Consider the following 16,173-nt stretch of genomic DNA (forward strand, 5'->3'; position numbering starts at 1 on the left):
GGCCCTCAGTTTCACATCCACTGTTCAGGATTGCGAGCACTTCTGCTCTTAGGATACATCTGTGTATCGGATACAGCGGTGTATCGGAACGTCCTTATCCGTCATTTCCCAGATCGCCTGAACCGGAGCACCCGTGTCCACTCTCCTGTACTCGCTCGGCCGCTGGTCGTACCGTCACTCGTGGCGCGTCCTCACGTCGTGGCTGCTGCTGTTCGCCGTCGTCGGAGGCTCGGTGGGCGTGGGCATCGCCACCGGTGCGATCAAAGGCTTCGACAACGCCTTCACCATCCCCGGCACCGAGGGTCAGGAGGGAATCGAGCTCCTCAACCGCACGTTCCCGCAGGCCAGCGGCACGAGCGCGCAGTACGTCATCGTCGCCGCGCCCGGGGCGCGGGTCGACCAGGAGCCCTACACCGACCAGATCGCCTCCGCCATCACGAAGCTCGAGGGACTGGACGGCGTGCTCGCCGTCACCGATCCGTTCGACAAGATGGTGTCGGGCATGGTGAGCGACGACGGGCAGGCAGCTCTGCTACGCCTGCAGTTCAAGGGCACCAGCACGGAGGTGCCCGCCGCCACCAAGACCAGTCTTCAGGACGAAGCCACGACTCTCGGCACCGCCCTGCCCGCGGGGTCGCAGGTGGTGGTCGGCGGCGACCTCTTCTCCACCTCCCTGCCCGGCCTTTCACTCGTCGAAGTCGTGGGCGTGCTGATCGCCCTCTTCGTGCTCATCGTGACGTTCCGCTCATTGGCGGTCGCGTGGTTCCCCTTGGTCAGCGCGCTGATCGGCGTGATCCTCTCGATCACGCTGATCTATGCGGCGACCGCCTTCGCGGCCGTCTCGTCGACGACCCCGATGCTCGCGATCATGCTGGGGCTCGCGGTCGGCATCGACTATGCGCTGTTCATCGTCGCCCGACATCAAGACCAAGTACGCGCCGGAATGCCTCCCGAAGAGTCAGCGGCGCGGGCGACTGGGACCGCTGGCTCGGCCGTGCTGTTCGCCGGCGTCACCGTGCTCATCGCGCTCATCGGACTGGGCTTCGCCGGCATCCCCTTCCTCACGACGATGGGTATCGCCGCCGCCGGCGCGGTCGCGGTCGCGGTCTGTGTCGCCGTGACGCTGACGCCCGCCCTCCTCGGCTTCGCCAAGGAGCGGGTCGCCGGATGGAAGCCGCGAATGAAGCGGGGCACCGCCGTCGGTCTCCGCCGCTCACGCGCAGCCGCCGCAGACGCGGCGCTGGCAACGGATGCCACCGACGACACCGATACGGCCGTGCCGGTGGCCGTGAAGAAGACCAACCGCTGGGTCATGCTCGTCACACGGCATCCGGTGGTCACCACACTGGCGGTCATCATCACGCTCGGCATCGTCGCGATCCCCGCGGCCAGCCTGCAGCTGGCTTTGCCGAACGCGGGCATGCAGCCCACCTCCAGCCAGGCTCGCCACGCGTACGACCTCACTGCCGATCACTTCGGTCCGGGTTCGAACGGCCCGCTCATCCTCACCGGCACCATCGTCACCTCCACCGATCCCCTCACGCTCATGGCCGATCTCAAGGCTGACGTCGAGAAGATCCCCGGCGTCAAGGAGGTCGCCCTGGCGACTCCGAACCAGACCGCCGACACGGGGCTCGTGCAGATCGTGCCGACGACTGCGCCTGATTCGCCCGAGACCGCCCAGCTCGTGCGCGAGCTTCGCGCCCACCACGACGAGTGGCTGTCGAAGTACGGCATCGACCTCAAGGTGACCGGCTTCACGGCCATCGCGATCGACATCTCCGACCGCCTGGGCGCTGCTCTGCTGCCGTTCGGACTGTTCGTGGTCGGCCTGTCGTTCGTGCTGCTCATGATCGTGTTCCGTTCGATCTGGGTGCCGCTGAAGGCGACGCTCGGCTACCTCCTCTCGATCCTCGCCGCGTTCGGCGTGGTCGCCGCGGTGTTCGAATGGGGATGGCTCGCCGACGCACTGCACGTGGCGCGCACCGGCCCGGTGATCTCCTTCATGCCGATCATCCTCATGGGCGTGTTGTTCGGCCTTGCCATGGACTACGAGGTGTTCCTCGTCTCGCGGATGCGCGAAGACTTCGTCCACGCTCGACGCGCGCGCGGCGGACGTGCCGGGCGCGAAACGGCGGTCGCGGCCGTGCGCAGCGGCTTCACGGCCTCGGCACGCGTGGTCAGCGCCGCAGCCGTCATCATGTTCGCCGTCTTCGCCGCCTTCGTTCCCGAGGGCGACACCGCGATCAAGCCGATCGCTCTCGGGCTCGCTGTCGGCATCGCCGTCGACGCCTTCCTCGTCCGCATGACCTTGGGCCCGGCGATCATGGCGCTCCTCGGCGACAAGGCGTGGTGGATGCCGAGGTGGCTCGACCGTCTGCTGCCCCACTTCGACATCGAGGGCGAGGCCGTCGAGCGCGAGGTCGCGCTGAAGTCGTGGCCCGAGCCCGACTACGGCGGCGCGCTCGCGGCCGACGACCTCGGCGTGCGCGTCGAGGGCGGCGCCGGCATCGGCGAGGTCGATCTGTTCCGCGGCGCGACCGTGCGCCTCGAACAGGGCGGCACGCTGCTGGTCACGGCGTCAGACCCCCGCGGCGGGCGCGCGTTCGTCCTGACGGTCGCCGGACGGATCGATCCCAGCGAGGGAAGACTGCGCGTCGCCGGACACCTCCTGCCCGGTCGGGCCGCGTGGGTACGCGCCCACGTCGGCGTCGCTCTGCTGGACGGTGCCGCGGCCCCCCTCACGGAACTGCGCCGCGCGCTGTCCGGCGGAACGACGCTCGTCGCGATCGACGGCCTCGACACCCTCACCGGCGCCGACCGCGATCAGGCCTCCGGACTGCTGCGCGATGCGACCGAACGAGCGGCCGCCCGCACGGGCGCACGCGCCCACCCGCTCACCATCGTCGCATCGGCCCGACGCGACGGCCCCGCACTCGACATCCTCGCCGACGCCCATCGCCCGCACGTGACCGCACTCGCGCTCGCCACGGGTACCGCCGACTCTCCCACGCAGGTGATCTCCGCATGACTCTCTCCCTCGAACGCGCCCGCTCCCGACGGCCGGTGACCTGGCTGACGATCGTCGGCGTCCTGTTGCTACCCGTCGTGATCGGCGGAATCCTCATCGCCGCGCTCTACAACCCGACCGATCGACTCGGGAACGTCCGCGCCGCCATCGTCAACAACGACACCCCCGTGCAGATCAACGGTCAGACCGCGCCCCTCGGGCGTCAGCTCACGGCGGGGCTGGTCCAGGGGTCCGACCAGATCCCGAGCAATCTCGACTGGGTGATCTCCAACGACAGCGACGCCGCCGCCGGGCTCGCCTCAGGCAAGTACGACGCCGTCATCACCATCCCGGAGAACTTCTCCGCGGCCGCGACCTCCACCGCGCCCGGCAAGTCGCCCGAGAAAGCGACGATCCGGGTGCAGACGGCGCCGGACGGGCGCGTCGTCGACGGCGCCATCACCGCCACCATCACGCAGACGGCGGCATCGGTGTTCGGCAGCGCCGTCTCGGAGCAGTACCTCACGAACGTGCTCATGGGCTTCACCACGCTGCACGACCAGCTCGGTCAGGCCGCCAGTGGAGCCGATCAGCTCGCCAACGGCGCGCAGCAGGCGGCGACCGGTGCCGCACAATTGCCGAGCGGCGCGACGGCGCTGGCGTCGGGCGCGGGTCAGCTGGGCAGTGGGGCGAGCCAGCTGTCGTCGGGCCTGGACAAGCTCTCGACCGGCGCCCGCGATTCCGCAGCAGGGGCGGGCCAGCTCGGCGATGGCCTGGGCCAGCTGTCATCGCAGTTCACGTCCACCGCGCCGAACACGCTGGGCGGCACCGTGTCGACGACCGCCGACTACGCGTCGGCGGCGGCAGCGTCGACGCAGGCACTCGCGGCCACATACCAGGAACAGTTGAAGAACAACGCCTGCGACCCGACGGCCACGCTCCAGACGCCGACGTGCGCCGCACTCCTCTCTCTCGCACCGGAAGTCACGAAGTCCGCTACCGACGCCGGCTACGCCGCGGCATATGCGGCGGGGGTGAAGAACCAGGCCCTCCCTGAAGCCGCCACGGGCGTCGACCAGCTCACCGCTGGCGCGCGTGGACTGCAGGCCGGTCTCGGCCAGCTCGCGAGCGGTATCGACCAAGCCGCGACCGGCGCGACCGGCCTCTCGACCGGTGCTGCGCAGCTGTCCGACGGCGCCACGCAGCTCGCGACGGGCGCGAGCCAGCTGAGCACCGGCGTCACCCAGCTCGCCACCGGTTCCAGTTCGCTGGCGACCGGGCTCGACTCGGCGGTGTCGCAGATTCCGACGTACTCACAGCAGCAGGCCGACGCCACGGCCAAGGTGGTCTCGAACCCGGTGACGGCGGAGGGCATCGGGACGAACTTGTTCGGCGCCTCGGCGATTCCACTGCTGGCCATGCTCGCGCTGTGGTTCGGTGGGCTCGGCTCGTTCGTCGCGCTCCAGGCGGTGCCGCGCTACGCACTGAGCTCACGTCGACCGTCCGTGCTCCTCGCCCTCCGCAGCCTCGCGCCCGCGGCGGGGATCGGGGCCGCCCAGGGTCTTCTCGTGGCCGGGATCGTGCAGTTCGCGGCACAGTACGACGCCGGCACCTGGTTCGCGTTCACCGGCTTGTCCGTGGTCGCCGGCATCGCCTTCGCTGCCGTCAACCAGGCGCTGGTTGCCGTCTTCGGCGGCGCCGGCAGGTGGATCTCCACCCTCGTCGGCGTGCTCGCCGTTGCGACCGGCATCGTCTCGACAATTCCGGGCGTCTTGGCTTCCATCGCCGGTGTCCTGCCGACGATGCCCGCCTATTCGGCACTGCTCGCGACCATCACCCCGGCGTCGGGGGCGGCGGCCGGCCTGGCGGGCATGATCGTCTGGGCGGTGTTGGCGTTCCTCGCAACGACGATCGCGGTGACCCGTCGGCGCACGGCCAGTGCGCGGACTCTGCTCGCGGCATCCCCCGTCCTGGCCTGACGCCTCGCGGTCACGAAGACGGCTCGCCCTGCGAAATCAATCGCAGGGCGAGCCGTCTTGCGTGGCGCGGATACCGAGACCCGCGCGAACGCGCCGGTCGCGGCGGATCAGTTCAGGCCGCTGTAGACGTGCAGGCCCTTGAAGAACAGATTCACGATCGTGAAGTTGAACATGACGGCCGCGAAGCCGATGATCGATAGCCACGCCGAGCGCGTGCCGCGCCAGCCGCGCGTCGCACGGGCATGGATGTAGCCGGCGTAGAGCACCCAGATGACGAAGGTCCAGACTTCCTTCGTGTCGAAGCCCCAGTACCGCCCCCACGCGTCGTTGGCCCAGATCGAGCCGGCGATGAGGGTGAAGGTCCAGAAGATGAAACCGATGATCGTGAAGCGGTACGCGAGCGATTCGAGCACATCGGCCGAGGGCAGCGTGCGCAGGTATCTGGGTCCGCGCAGGCGGGGCGCGGTCTCTTGCGGGGCGTCGAGCGCGGCGATCGCCAGACGCTCGCGCCGCGTCTGCATCAGTTGGATGGCCGACAGCGCGAACGCGAGGGCGAACAGCGCGGTCGCGAGCGACGCGACGAACACGTGGATGACGAGCCAGACGCTCTTCAGCGGGTCGGACAGCGGCACGACGGCGGTATAGAACCAGATCACTGTGCCGCCGAGCAGCACGACGACGAGCCCAGTGATGAACGTGCCGAGGAAGCGCAGATCGTACTTGAACAGCACGACCAGGTAGACGGCCATGATCAGCATCGTCCCTGTGAGGGCGAACTCGTACATGTTCGACCACGGCACACGCCCCGACGCGACGCCGCGCAGCACATCTCCGGTGACGTGGAAGAGGAAGCCGAGAACGGTCAGCGACGTGCCGATGCGGGCCCACAGGTAGCGCGTGCGCTGGGCGAGCGGAGCCTCGAGCTCAGCCTTCGCAGCCCGCTGCTCCGCGCGCATCTGATCGAGAGAGCCGTCGAGCGCGGCCGATCCCGATGCCGACACCCCGGCGACCGCACCGACGAGCTCGCGCTCCTTCGCGGCATCCTTCTGCTGGATGGCGAGGTCGGAGCGCCGACCGAGGTCGATCGCGTAGGCGATGAACGCGAGCGCGTAGATCGCCACTGCGGTCCAGACGATGAGCCGGGAGATCTGGTCGAGAGAGAGGCCGTCGGGCATGACGTTCAGTCTACGTCGGCGCCCCGCGCTCAGGCCCGGTCGGCGGTGTCCTGCGCGGCGTCCGCACCGGCACCGGATGCTGCGGTGTCGGCCGCCGGGGCACCCACCGTGCCTGCAGCATCCATCGCGGCACCGTGCTCGCGCACGAGGTCGGCGACGGCGGCGGCGATTGCCGGATCCTCGCCGCGCGCGAGGCCGGCGTATTCGAGGTGCACGACACCGTCGCCCGGCGTCGCCTTGACCCACATGCGGCGGCGCGGGATGAACAGGCCCGCGAGCAGACCGGCGAGCGCGACGATCGCGAAGCCGAGCACCCACGGTGCTCCCACGTCGCGGTGGATGGAGAGCGACACGTACCGTTTGACCTGCTCGCGGGCGCCGCTGGCCGTCGCATCCTCGAACGTGATGGTGCCGAGCCCGTTCGGCAGGTTCGCGGTCTGTCCGGGAGTGAGCTCGATCGACGGCACGTTGATCTTGCGTCCGGTGAGCTGCGTCATTCCGCTGACGTCGAGCGCGTAGACGTTGCGCGGGGTGCCGTCGTCGATGCCGAGGTCACCGGTGTAGACGTCGAGCGTCAGCACGGGGTTGCCGAGTGCCGGATAAGCCGATGTGAGCGCACCGGTGTCCAGCTTGCCCGCGGTCGGATAGAAGAAGCCGACCAGTCCGACCTGCTGGGCGAGGCCGTCGGGGATCTTCACGACGCCGAGCGAGGTCATCGTCGCGCCCTGCGGCAAGAACTCGACGTCTTCGCGCAGCACGACATCGCCCGCGGGGTTTCGGACCGTGATGCTGGGCGCGTAGCCGTTGCCCATGAGGTAGACCCGATCCCCGGCCATGGCGGCGGGGTGATTGACCCGAACGGTCTGCTGCTGCGGATCCTGTCCGGGCTCGCGCGTGGTCAGGTGCGCGGCGAAGTCGCCGGCCTGTCCCTGACCCGACTGCCCGACCGGCACGTACGAGACGTCGAAGCTGTCGAGTGTGAGCGAGTAGGGCGCCAGCGCGTTGGTGTCGACGAAGCGGCCCGGGTTGAAGGAGGTGTAGCCGAGACCGAGGGAGTTGACGAAGCTGTCACCCTCGACGATGACGGTCTGCCCGGTGTAGGTGAGGCCACCGCCGACGCCGGCCGAGATCAGCACGCCGACGAGCGCGGCGTGGAAGACGAGATTGCCGGTCTCGCGGGCGTAGCCCCGCTCGGCCGACACGGATGCTGTCGCGGGCCGCTTCGCGCTGGCGGCGGTGTCGTACCGCTCCACGCGGTACCCGGCCTTACGCAGTTGCGCCTGGGCGAGCTCGACGGCCGCGATCGCGGCAGCCTCGGCGTCGCCGCCCGAGACCACGCGGTCGAGCTCCGCGTGGTCGTCGAGACGCGACAGCCGCGCCGGTGTGCGGGGCGGGCGTGCACGCAGAGCATTGAAGTGGTGCTTGGTGCGCGGAATCACGCATCCGATCAATGAGATGAACAGCAGGATGTAGATCGCCGAGAACCACGCCGACGAGTACACGTCGAACAGCTGCACCGCGTCGTAGAAGCGGAACAGGTCGGGGTTCTTGCTCTTGAAATCCAGCACGCCGTTCGGATCGGCCGTGCGCTGCGGCACGATCGACCCGGGGATCGCGGCGATCGCGAGCAGCAGCAGCAGCACCAGTGCGGTGCGCATGCTCGTCAGCTGACGCCAGCCCCAACGGAACCAGCCGACGACGCCCAGCTGCGGTTGGGCGATCGCGGCAGCGGGCGCCGCGGAATCGGCGTGGTCGTCGGGACGCAGCGGATCGCTGCCGGCACGTTCAGAGCGGGAGTTCGACACCACCGATCACCCCCGTCAGTTGGGACATGGCCGCGCTCCAGAGCCCGGTGACCATGAGCAGTCCGAGCAGGATCAGCAGCACACCGCCCAGGATGTTCACCACGCGAATGTGGCGACGCAGGAACGCGACCGACCGCGTCGCCCAGCCGAAACCGACGGCGAGCAGAAGGAAGGGGATGCCGAGGCCCAACGAGTACGCGATGGCCAGCAGCACCGCGCGGGTCGGGTCGGCCTGGCTGAGCGAGATCGACAGGATCGCCGCATAGGTCGGGCCGATGCAGGGCGCCCAGCCGATGCCCATCGCCACTCCGAGCAGGGGCGCTCCGACCAACCCGAGGCCGCTTCGCACCTGTGGCTTCATCGTGCGCTGCGCGAAGCCGAACAGACCGAGGAAGACGAGCCCCATGACGATGACGACAACGCCCAGCACGCGGGTGATTACCTCGCCATACTGCAGGAAGAAGCGGCCGAGGGTGCCGGCAAGCACGCCCATGGCGACGAACACGACGGTGAACCCGGCGATGAACAGCAGTACTCCCAGCAGCAGGCGTCCGCGGCCCGCGCGCGCGGCGTTCCCTCGGCGTCCGCCGGCCGCGCCGGACGCGCCGCCCAAGAAACCGAGGTAGCCGGGGACGAGCGGCAGCACGCACGGCGACAGGAACGACACGAGGCCGGCCAGCATGGCGATGGGCACCGCGAGCCACAGTGCTCCACTGAAGACGACCTCGGTCACGGGTTCTCCGACACGACGTCGTTGATGATCGTCTTGAGGATCGACTCGCTCTCGACGCGGCCGATGAACCGCGCCGCGACCCGGCCCTGCTTGTCGAGCACGAGGGTGATCGGCACCGACTGCAGCGGCGTCCACGAGGCGAAGGCGAGCTTGAGGTCGGCGTCGTCCTTCGCCAGCAGAGACGGGTAGCTGATGCCGTACTTCTCGTCGAAGGCGCTCGCACCCTCGGGCCCGTCGTAGATGTTCACGCCGAGGAAGTCGGCACCGGCGGGCTTGACCGCCTGGTAGGCGCTCTCGAGGGTGGGCGCTTCGGCGCGGCACGGCCCGCACTGGGCGTACCAGAAGTTGAGCACGAGCACCTTGTCGGCGTAGTCGGCGCTCGTGATGGTGGATCCGTCGACAGCCGTTCCACTGAACTGCACAGTCGCCCCGCGATCGGCGACGGCGATCTCCTGCACACTGCCGTCGCCGGAGATGTACCCGTTGTTGTTGCCGCCCTGCTTGTACTGGTTGGCGAGATCGTCGTTCGTCCCACCGCAGGCCGCCAGGCCCACCGCCAGGGTGAGAGCGAGAAGGGATGCCGCGAGCCTCGCGAGCTTCGGACGCGTCATACGGCCCCCACATCCACCGCGCGAGCCGTGGATGCCGGCTCCGCGTAGGCGACTTCGCGCCAGCTGTCGCCGTCGCGTTCGAAACTCGTGACGCTCGACAGGGCGCACCGCCGCTTGCGCGGATCGTGGCGCAGGCGCTCACCGGCCACCGCGAGATGCGTGATCCAGATCGGCAACTGGTGCGACACCATCACGACATCGCCGCCGTCGGCGTCGTTCCAGGCCTCGGTCATCGCGGCATCCATGCGAGCGACGACCTGGACGTACGGCTCGCCCCAGCTGGGGACCTCGGGTCGGGTGAGGTGTCGCCAATTGAGGGGGTTGAGCACAGCGCGCTTCATGCGCTTTCCCTCGAAGACGTTCGTCGGCTCGATCACGCGGTCATCGACCACCGGAGAGAGGCCGAACAGCTCCGCAAAAGGTTCGGCCGACTCGCGCGTGCGCTGCAGCGGCGACGCGTACAGCGCGCTCACCGGGCGACCGAGACGCTGCACATGCTCGGCCGCGCTTCGCGCCATCGCCCGCCCGTCGGCGCTCAAGCGGAAGCTCGGGAGACGTCCGTACAAGACGCGCCCCGGATTGTGGACCTCGCCATGGCGCACGAGGTGGAGGCGGTCGGCGGGCACACCTTCAGTCTACGTGGAGCCGATCTGTGGCCGGGCTGGGAGAGGGCCCCGCGCCCACGGCGTCAGGCGGGATCGCTGTTCACAGCGCCGCTGCGCAGCTGGCGCACCCGGTTCACCATGAACCACACGAGGGCGGCCGCCGCGACGGCGATGACCGCATACTGCAGCACCCCCGCGTACTCCTCGACGACGTGCCACTGATCACCCAGGAGATAGCCGGACATCACGAACACCGCGTTCCAGATGAAGGAGCCGGCGAGCGTCAGCATCCCGAAGCGCCAGAGTGGCATCCGCGTGACGCCGGCGGGAATCGAGATGAGGCTGCGGAAGATGGGGAGCATGCGGCCGAAGAAGACGGCCTTGCCGCCGTGCCGCGCGAACCAGGCGACGGTGCGATCGACGTCCTCGAGCTTGAGCAGCGGCATCCGGCGGACGAGCGCGCGGAGGCGATCGATGCCGAGCCAGGCACCCACTGCGTAGAGCGCGAACGCCCCGGCGACGGAGCCGGCGGTGGTCCACGCGAGCGCCTCGACGAGGGTGAACGACCCGCGGGCGGCCGCGAGACCCGCCATCGGGAGGATGACCTCACTCGGAAGCGGCGGAAAGAGGTTCTCGAGCGCGATGGCCAGCCCCGCGCCGGGCGCTCCGATCAGATTCATGAGGCCGACGACGGCATCGACGAGCGCGGTGAGCCAAGAGCCATCGGATGCCAGTGCCATGCCTCGACGCTATGCACAGCGAGTGAAGAAAAGCTGGGCGGATGCCGGGACACAGCTCCCACGTAGACTGGTCCCTCGTGAGTGAACGCACCCTCGTCAGCCAGCTGCAGTCCCGTGAAGACGGCACCGTCTCGGTGTCCGGATGGGTCGAGACCGTCCGCGATCAGAAGAAGGTGCAGTTCGTCATCCTGCGCGACGAGACCGGCGCCGTCCAGCTCGTGAACCCGGCCACGCGCCCCGACCCCGACGGTGCCGAGCAGGATGGCGCGGCCCTGGCGCTGACCGCACTCATCTCCGAGCTGTCGACCGGCACCTTCCTGACGGTCACCGGTGAACTCAAGCACGACGAGCGCGTCAAGCTCGGCGGCGTCGAGATCAAGATCGCCGACCTCGAGGTCGCCTCCGCCGCCCTGCCGGAGACACCGATCGCCGCCGACAGCGGCCTCGACAAGCGCATGGACTGGCGCTTCATCGACCTGCGCCAGCGCCGCAACAACCTCGTCTTCCGCATTCAGACAACGCTCGAGCACGCCATGCGCACCTACTGGGTCGAGCGCGACTACGTCGAGATCCACTCGCCCAAGCTCATGTCCACGCCCGCCGAGGGCAACGCCGAGCTGTTCGCGCTCGAGTACTTCGGCGACCAGACCGCGTATCTGGCGCAGAGCCCGCAGCACTTCAAGCAGATGGCTCAGGCCGCCGGCTTCGGCAAGGTGTTCGAGATCGGCGACGTCTTCCGCGCCGACCCGAGCTTCACAAGCCGCCACGCGACCGAGTTCACCTCGATCGACGCCGAGATCAGCTGGATCGACTCGTATGAAGACGTCGCCGCGATGCAGGAGGAACTGCTCGTGGCCGCCTTCCACGCCGTCAAGGACAAGCACGGCGACGAGATCAAGCAACTCTTCGACATCGACGTGGTCGTCCCCGCGCTCCCCTTCCCGCGCATCCCGCTGGCCGAGGCGCGCGAGATCGTCAAGGCCCGCGGCTACGACATCCCCCGCACCGACGGCGACCTCGACCCCGAGGGCGAGCGCCAGATCTCGGCCCACGTCCGCGAGACGTACGGGCACCAGTTCGTGTTCATCACCGACTACCACCCCGAGATCCGCCCGTTCTACCACATGCGAAACGCCGAGACCGGGCTCACCGCGAGCTACGACCTCCTGTTCCAGGGCACCGAGATCACCACCGGCGCGCAGCGCGAGCACCGCATCGAGGTGCTCGAAGCACAGGCGCTCGAGAAGGGCCTGTCGCTGGAGGGACTCGAGCACTACCTCGACTTCTTCCGCTACGGCATCCCCCCGCACGGCGGGTTCGGCATGGGCCTCGCGCGCGTGCTCATGCTCATGCTCGGGCAGGACTCGATCCGCGAGGTGACCTTCCTCTTCCGCGGCCCCACGCGCCTCGCGCCCTGAGCCGCGCGGCAGAGCCCGCAGACTCGCAAGACGTCACCCTTGCGTCACCGCCGGTTCACCGGCGCTCTGAGTGATCGACACGACGCCGACGTACGTTCCTCGCATCCCCTTCGCACCGCACGCATCGTCGTGCGCGCGCGGATGACCCGAGAGGAACAGCATGTCCCGAACCCTTGCGCGCCGCACCATCGCGGTCACGGCCCTGGCCGCCGTCGCAGCCCTTACCCTCAGCGCGTGTGCCGGCACGTCCGACACCGCCAGTAGCGGCAGCGCCTCGGCATCCACCGCGACGAGCGTCGCCGACTTCGGCACCTTCGCCGATCTGGAGAAGGCCGCCAAGGCGGAGGGCCAGCTCAACGTGATCGCGCTGCCGCACGACTGGGCCAACTACGGCGAGATCATCTCCCTGTTCTCCCAGCGCTACCCCGACATCACTGTCAACGAGCAGTCGCCCGACGCATCGAGCGCCGAAGAGATCCAGGCCGCCAAGACGAACGAGGGCCTCGACACCGCACCCGACGTCTTCGACCTGGGCCTGACCGTCACGCTGCAGAACACCGACCGGTTCGCGCCCTACAAGGTGCAGACGTGGGCCGATGTCCCCGACAACCTCAAGGACCCCTCGGGCCTGTTCGTCGGTGACTACGGCGGGTACATGTCGATCGGCTACGACTCCTCGAAGTTCCCCGCACCGACCAAGCTCACCGACCTGCTCAGCCCGACGTACAAGGGCGCGGTCGCTCTCAACGGCGATCCCACGCAGGCCGGTGCGGCGTTCGCCGCGGTCGGCATGGCGACCGTGCAGTCCGGGGGAACGCTCGACGACTTCCAACCCGGCATCGATTTCTTCAGCTCGCTGCAGAAGGCGGGCAACCTGCTGAAGGTCGACGTGACGACCTCCACGGTCGCCAGCGGCGAGACCCCCGTCGTCTTCGACTGGGACTACCTGAACGCGGCGCACCGCAAGGACAACCCCAACTGGAAGGTCGTCGTCTTCGACGGCACCGGGTACGCCGGCTACTACAACCAGGCCATCAACAAGACGGCTCCCCACCCCGCGGCAGCGCGCCTGTGGCAGGAGTTCCTCTACAGCGACGAGGTGCAGAACCTGTGGCTCAAGGGCGGCGCACGCCCGGCCCGCATGAGTGCGATGACCACCGCCGGCACCATCGATGCGGCCCTCGCCGCGGCGCTGCCGAAGGCTCCCGCCGACACGGTGGTTCCCACCGAGGCGCAATCCAAGGCCGGCGGCACGCTGCTCGGTCAGAATTGGGCGACGGCGGTCCAGTGACCGTCGTCGCCACGGCGGGGGTGGATGCCGCGGCATCCGCCCCCGCCCGCCGCCGCTCGTGGTCGTGGCTCGGCCTCGCGCCATTCGCCGCGTACGTGCTGCTCTTTCTCGCGCTGCCCTCGGTGCTCGCGGTCGCGTCGGGCTTCTTCGACCGGCGCGGAGCGTTCACGTGGAACAACCTCACGGCGCTCGGCGACCCGCTGATCGTGGAGACGTTCGCCAACTCGGCCGGACTCTCGCTGCTGACGGCGGTCATCGGCGCGCTCGTGGGCGCGCTGGTCTGCTACGCGATGCTCGGTCTGCATCCCGAAGGTCTCGTGCGCTCGGCGGTGGATGCCGCGGCCGGCGTGCTCGCGCAGTTCGGCGGCGTCATGCTGGCGTTCGCCTTCATCGCCACGATCGGTCTGCAAGGCGTCGTGCGCGTGTTCCTGCTCGACGGGTTCGGCATCGATATCTTTCCCAACGGCACCTGGCTGTACGACCTGCCCGGCCTGATCCTGCCGTACATCTACTTCCAGATCCCGCTCATGGTCATCACGTTCATGCCGGCCCTCTCGGCGCTGCGTCCGCAGTGGGCCGAAGCCACGCTCACGCTCGGGGGTTCTCGCCGCGCGTTCTGGAGCTACGTCGGCATCCCGGTGCTGGCCCCCTCGTTCTTCGCGAGCCTGCTGCTGCTGTTCGCCAATGCGTTCTCGTCGTACGCGACCGCGGCGGCCCTTGCCAGCCAGGGGGCCGAGATCGTGCCGCTGCGCATCCGCAGCGCGCTCACGAGCGAGACGGTGCTCGGGCGGGAGAATCTCGCCGGCGCGCTGGCTCTCGGGATGATCGTCGTGGTCGGCATCGTCATGTTCGCCTACTCGGCTGTCCAGCGGCGCGCGGCTCGGTGGTACCAGGCATGAAGCGACTCACCCCTTCCCCCGTCACCCGCGCGCTCATCGGTCTCGTCGTCGGGGCGTTCTTCGCGATCCCGCTCGTCTCGACCCTGATCTACACGCTGAGGATGCCGGATGGCAGCCTCTCGTGGAGCCGATGGGCGGGCCTGTTCGACCCGCGCACCACCGCCGCCCTCAAGCCGCTGTGGACCGGCCTGGGCAACTCCCTCGTGCTCTGCGTGGTGACGGTGGCCATCGTGCTGCTCCTGCTTGCGCCGACCATGGTGCTGGTCGCCCTCCGCTTTCCCCGATTGCGGCGGGCGTTCGAGTTCGCCGTGCTGCTGCCGATCTCGATCCCGGCGATCGTGCTGGTCGTCGGTCTGGCACCGATCTATCAGCAGATCGGCCGACTGTTCGGTACCGGCACGTGGACGCTGGCGTTCGCCTACGGAATCACGGTGCTGCCGTTCGCCTACCGCTCGATCCAGGCATCGATCGACGCGGTCGACCTCCGCACGCTCGCCGAGGCGGCACGGTCGCTCGGTGCCGGCTGGACGGCCGTGGTCCTGCGGGTGCTCGCACCCAACCTGCGACAGGGTCTGCTGGCGGCATCGCTCATCTCGATCGCGGTGGTGCTCGGCGAATTCACCATCGCCTCCCTGCTCAACCGTCAGGTCTTCCAGACCGCGATGGTGATCGTGCAGAAGCAGGACCCCTACACCCCCGCGATCTTCACCCTGCTGGCACTCCTGCTGGCCTTCACCCTCCTGCTCCTCATCGGCCGCGCCGCGCGCGGCACGCGAAAGGCCCGTCCATGACCATCGACCGCGCCCTCCCCCGCACCGCCGACAACCTGCTGCTCACCGGAGCCGGCGCCGGCACGCGGGTGCAGCTGCAAGGGATCGTGAAGAGCTTCGGCGCGACACGCGTGCTGCACGGGGTCGACCTCGACGTCGCTCCCGGAGAGTTCGTCTCGCTGCTTGGACCGTCCGGATGCGGCAAGACGACGGCCCTGCGCGTGCTCGCCGGTCTCGAATCTGCCGACAGCGGATCGGTGATGCTGGGCGGCCGGGACGTCTCGCGCGTGCCCACGAACAAGCGCGACATCGGCATGGTCTTCCAGTCGTACTCGTTGTTCCCGCACTTGCGGGTGCTCGAGAACACCGCTTTCGGGCTGCGCCGGCGCGGAGTCGCTCGCGCCGCTGCCGCGACGCGCGCCGCCGACGCACTCGAACTCGTGGGCCTCACGAGTCTCGCCGACCGCTTCCCGCATCAGCTGTCCGGCGGCCAGCAGCAGCGGGTCGCGCTCGCCCGCGCGCTCGTCACTGAGCCGCGCGTGCTGCTGCTCGACGAGCCGTTGTCGGCACTGGATGCCAAGGTGCGCGTCCAGCTGCGCGATGAGATCCGCCGTCTGCAGTTGCGCCTGGGCATCACGACGGTCTTCGTCACCCATGACCAAGAGGAGGCACTGGCCGTTTCCGACCGCATCGCCGTCATGGAAAGCGGTCGCATCGAGCAGATCGGCACGCCGGAAGATCTGTACCTGCGCCCGCAGACGCCCGCCGTCGCCGCCTTCGTCGGGCTCTCAAGCGCCCTTCCGGGCCTCGCCAGCGGTGGCAGCGTCACGGTGTGGGGCACGCGTCTTCCCATTCAGGGCGACCCCGCCGAGGGCCCGGTCGAGGCGCTCGTGCGCCCGGAGAACGTGGTCCTGGCCGCCGCGGGATCCGCGGGCGCTGTCGCCTCCGATGCGGAGGGCATCGATGCGCTCGTCGAAGAGAGCACCTTCCTGGGCAGTTTCCGACGCTCGGCGCTGCGCGCTGCCGACGGCTCGATCGTGCACGTCCAGCACGGCGCGGACGAGCGCCTGGAGTACGGCCAGTCGGTGCGCGTTCGCGTGCTGCCCTCACCGGTCGCTGTGCGCGTGCGCCCCTGAC

The 16,173-nt window shown here is 69.1% G+C and carries 13 protein-coding genes; 7 read left to right on the forward strand and 6 right to left on the reverse strand.

The genetic code is table 11. The features are described 5' to 3' along the window. Positions 1-133 precede the first annotated feature (133 nt). Together ITJ43_RS07560 and ITJ43_RS07565 are read left to right on the forward strand one after the other, a co-directional pair. Positions 134-3,031, forward strand: a complete 2,898-nt coding sequence (locus ITJ43_RS07560) for an MMPL family transporter (RefSeq protein ID WP_194583249.1) — start codon at positions 134-136, stop codon at positions 3,029-3,031. Continuing rightward, positions 3,028-4,989 carry a YhgE/Pip family protein gene (locus ITJ43_RS07565; RefSeq protein WP_194583250.1) on the forward strand — a complete coding sequence of 654 codons (1,962 nt, stop codon included), beginning with the start codon at positions 3,028-3,030 and terminating at the stop codon, positions 4,987-4,989. Before ITJ43_RS07560 ends, ITJ43_RS07565 begins: the two co-directional genes overlap by 4 nt. Before the next feature lie 107 nt (positions 4,990-5,096). Here the strand turns inward: ITJ43_RS07565 and ccsB are convergent, their stop codons facing one another. The 6 genes from ccsB to ITJ43_RS07595 all read right to left on the reverse strand — a co-directional run bounded on the left by ccsB (position 5,097) and on the right by ITJ43_RS07595 (position 10,658). Beyond that, positions 5,097-6,164, reverse strand: coding sequence for a c-type cytochrome biogenesis protein CcsB (gene ccsB, locus ITJ43_RS07570; protein WP_194583251.1), 1,068 nt, complete (start codon positions 6,162-6,164; stop codon positions 5,097-5,099). Between the two features lie 29 nt (positions 6,165-6,193). Further along, the gene (resB, locus tag ITJ43_RS07575; protein WP_194583815.1) at positions 6,194-7,969 is read right to left on the reverse strand and encodes a cytochrome c biogenesis protein ResB; all 1,776 of its coding nucleotides are present in this window, start codon (positions 7,967-7,969) and stop codon (positions 6,194-6,196) included. Beyond that, positions 7,950-8,702 (reverse strand): cytochrome c biogenesis CcdA family protein, encoded by a 753-nt coding sequence (locus ITJ43_RS07580; RefSeq protein ID WP_323741158.1) that lies wholly within the window; start codon positions 8,700-8,702, stop codon positions 7,950-7,952. The genes resB and ITJ43_RS07580 overlap by 20 nt, the downstream gene beginning before the upstream one ends. Then, complete coding sequence (locus ITJ43_RS07585; RefSeq protein WP_194583252.1) at positions 8,699-9,313, reverse strand: TlpA family protein disulfide reductase; 615 nt, start codon at positions 9,311-9,313, stop codon at positions 8,699-8,701. Before ITJ43_RS07585 ends, ITJ43_RS07580 begins: the two co-directional genes overlap by 4 nt. Further along, positions 9,310-9,939, reverse strand: coding sequence for a histidine phosphatase family protein (locus tag ITJ43_RS07590; RefSeq protein WP_194583253.1), 630 nt, complete (start codon positions 9,937-9,939; stop codon positions 9,310-9,312). Before ITJ43_RS07590 ends, ITJ43_RS07585 begins: the two co-directional genes overlap by 4 nt. A gap of 62 nt (positions 9,940-10,001) precedes the next feature. Beyond that, positions 10,002-10,658 carry a DedA family protein gene (locus ITJ43_RS07595; RefSeq protein ID WP_194583254.1) on the reverse strand — a complete coding sequence of 219 codons (657 nt, stop codon included), beginning with the start codon at positions 10,656-10,658 and terminating at the stop codon, positions 10,002-10,004. A gap of 77 nt (positions 10,659-10,735) precedes the next feature. On the opposite strand from ITJ43_RS07595, the gene aspS reads away from it, so the two are divergent. The 5 genes from aspS to ITJ43_RS07620 all read left to right on the forward strand — a co-directional run bounded on the left by aspS (position 10,736) and on the right by ITJ43_RS07620 (position 16,172). Next, positions 10,736-12,076: an aspartate--tRNA(Asn) ligase gene (aspS, locus tag ITJ43_RS07600; RefSeq protein WP_194583255.1), complete on the forward strand. Its 1,341-nt coding sequence runs from the start codon at positions 10,736-10,738 to the stop codon at positions 12,074-12,076. Positions 12,077-12,236: 160 nt separating this feature from the next. Beyond that, positions 12,237-13,367 carry an ABC transporter substrate-binding protein gene (locus tag ITJ43_RS07605; protein WP_194583256.1) on the forward strand — a complete coding sequence of 377 codons (1,131 nt, stop codon included), beginning with the start codon at positions 12,237-12,239 and terminating at the stop codon, positions 13,365-13,367. After that, positions 13,364-14,266, forward strand: coding sequence for an ABC transporter permease (locus ITJ43_RS07610; protein ID WP_194583257.1), 903 nt, complete (start codon positions 13,364-13,366; stop codon positions 14,264-14,266). Before ITJ43_RS07605 ends, ITJ43_RS07610 begins: the two co-directional genes overlap by 4 nt. Continuing rightward, positions 14,263-15,057, forward strand: coding sequence for an ABC transporter permease (locus ITJ43_RS07615; RefSeq protein WP_194583258.1), 795 nt, complete (start codon positions 14,263-14,265; stop codon positions 15,055-15,057). The genes ITJ43_RS07610 and ITJ43_RS07615 overlap by 4 nt, the downstream gene beginning before the upstream one ends. Further along, on the forward strand, positions 15,054-16,172 hold the full coding sequence (locus ITJ43_RS07620; protein WP_194583259.1) for an ABC transporter ATP-binding protein: 1,119 nt from the start codon (positions 15,054-15,056) through the stop codon (positions 16,170-16,172). Before ITJ43_RS07615 ends, ITJ43_RS07620 begins: the two co-directional genes overlap by 4 nt. Position 16,173 lies beyond the last annotated feature (1 nt).

It is taken from the genome of Microbacterium sp. VKM Ac-2870, from assembly GCF_015350795.1.
In the GTDB taxonomy this organism is placed as follows: Bacteria; Actinomycetota; Actinomycetes; order Actinomycetales; family Microbacteriaceae; genus Microbacterium.